The sequence below is a fragment of the Variovorax sp. dw_954 genome (genome assembly GCF_018449755.1).
In the GTDB taxonomy this organism is placed as follows: Bacteria; Pseudomonadota; Gammaproteobacteria; order Burkholderiales; family Burkholderiaceae_C; genus Variovorax.
Genome location: NZ_JAAVVD010000077.1, coordinates 1 through 2203 on the forward strand (window position 1 = coordinate 1; position 2203 = coordinate 2203).

The 2203-nt window shown below is 67.2% G+C and carries 2 protein-coding genes; both read left to right on the forward strand.

Annotation, left to right across the window (positions count from 1 at the left end):
• On the forward strand, positions 1–828 hold an 828-nt coding region (locus HB681_RS37525), incomplete at its 5' end, for a 3-keto-5-aminohexanoate cleavage protein (RefSeq protein WP_213959970.1).
• 58 nt (positions 829–886) lie between these two features.
• The gene (locus HB681_RS37530; RefSeq protein ID WP_213959971.1) at positions 887–2203 is read left to right on the forward strand and encodes an MFS transporter; all 1317 of its coding nucleotides are present in this window, start codon (positions 887–889) and stop codon (positions 2201–2203) included.

Genomic DNA, 2203 nt, shown 5'->3' on the forward strand with positions numbered 1-2203 from the left:
GAACTCATCGCCGGCGTGCGCAACGCCGTGCCCGAGATGATCATCCAGGTGGGCGGCTCGATCAGCTTCGCCCCGGAATCCGAAGGCGCCGCCGCCAAGTGGCTGTCCGACGACACGCGCCACATGCTGGCCGAGCTCGACCCCAAGCCCGACCAGGTCACCGTGACCATCAACACCTCGCAGATGAACGTGGTCGAGCACTGGGAGTACGAGGACTACAAGGGCACCTCGATGGACGACCCGGTCGTCTTCAACGCCTACAAGGAAATGACCGTGCCGGCGCAACCCGGCTGGGCCGAGGAGCACATCCGCCGCCTGAGCGCCGCCGGCATCCAGAGCGCCTTCCAGTGCTACAACATCAACAGCTTCGAGTCGGTCGAGCGCCTCATGCGCCGCGGCATCTACAAGGGCCCGCTGGTCATGAACTGGGTGGCCATCGGCGGCGGCATGGACGTGCCGAGCATCTACAACCTGGCCAACTTCGTGCGCGCCACGCCCGACGGTGCGGTGCTGACGGTGGAGAGCTCGATGCGCAACGTGCTGCCGGTCAACATGATGGGCATCGCCATGGGCCTGCACGTGCGCTGCGGCATCGAGGACAACCTGTGGAACCAGTCCCGCACGCAGAAGATGAGCACGGTCGAGCAGGTCGAGCAACTGGTGCGCATCTCGCGCGAGTTCGGCCGTCCGGTCGCCACCGCGCAGCAGGCCCGCGAGATCTCCAAGATCGGCGTGTTCTACAAGACCACCGAGGAATCGCTGCTGGCCAACGGCTTCTCACCCAACCGCAACGGCGCCGATCAGGGCTTCCTGCGCAAGGCGGCCTGAACCACGCTGAGTCGCTGAGCCCCGCCCCACAACTACAAGACAACCGAGACAACCCACCATGTCCATCACCCTCGACGCGGGCGCCGCCAGGCCCGGCTCGCCAGACGACTACCTGATCGGCAAGCGGCAAGCCTGGTTTGCCTTTGCCATGACCTTCGCACTGATGCTGTTCGACTACATCGACCGGCAGGTGATCGTGTCGCTGTTCCCGCACATCAAGAGCGAATGGAACCTCAGCGACAAGCAGCTCGGCGCGCTGGTGTCCATCATCTCCATCGTGGTGGCCGTCGGCGGCATCCCGGTGGCGCTGCTGGCCGACCGGGTCAGCCGCGTGAAGAGCATCGTGGTGATGGCAGGCGTCTGGAGCCTGGCCACCATCTCGTGCATGTTCACCACCAACTTCGCCCAGCTGTTCACCGCCCGCGCGGTGGTGGGGGCCGGCGAGACGGGCTACGGCTCGGTCGGCGCGGCGCTGATCGCGACGCTGTTCCCGGTGCGCCTTCGCAGCGCGCTGCTGGGCGCCTTCTTCGCGGCCGCATCGCTGGGCTCGGTGCTGGGCGTGGTGCTGGGCGGCGTGATCGCGGCCAAGTGGGGCTGGCGCGCTGCCTTCGGCGTGGTCGGCATCCCCGGCCTGGCGCTGGCGCTGCTGTACCTGTTCGTGCGCGACTACAAGACGGTGGACCTCACGCCCCGTCTGGACAAGGTCACCGAGTCCATCGGCAGCACGCTCAGGCACATCTTCGTCACGCTGGCGCGCACCCGCACGCTGCTGTTCGTGTGCATCGGCGCGGCCATGCAGCTGATCGTGGTGTCGGCGGTCTGGTCGTGGCTGCCGAGCTATCTCAACCGCTTCTACGGCGTCACGCCTGAGGCGGCGGCCACGCAAGCGGCGCTCGTGGTGCTGCTGGGCGCGGTGGGCTGCATCGTCTGGGGCTTCGTGGTGGACCGGCTGACCTTGCGCCAGCGGCGCAACAAGCTGCTGGCCCTGTCGGTGCTGTGCGTGGTCACGATGTGCATCTTCCTGGTGGCCTTCGCCGGCACCGCGCCCGGTCCGGCGCAGTTCAAGCTGATCCTGCTGGGCGGCTTCTTCATGACCTGCACCGTGGGTGTGGTCTCGGGTGTGGCCATCGAGGTGATCCATCCGGGCGTGCGCTCCACCGGTTCGGCCGTGCTGTCGCTGTTCCAGAACCTGTTCGGCCTGGCCGTCGGTCCCTTCCTGGTGGGCGTGCTGTCGGACGTCTGGGGCCTGCAGCAGGCCATGGCCGCGGTGCCGTGCTTCGGCCTGCTGGCAGCCGTTGCCTTCGTCTGGTGCGCTCGCAGCTATGACACGGACGTCGACCGGGTTTCCAACGTGAAGCTCGCCGTCGCGAACTGA

Excerpts from the sequence above, each read along its gene's own strand:
- HB681_RS37530 (WP_213959971.1), top strand. The coding sequence starts at position 887 with ATGTCCATCACCCTCGACGCGGGCGCCGCCAGGCCCGGCTCGCCAGAC.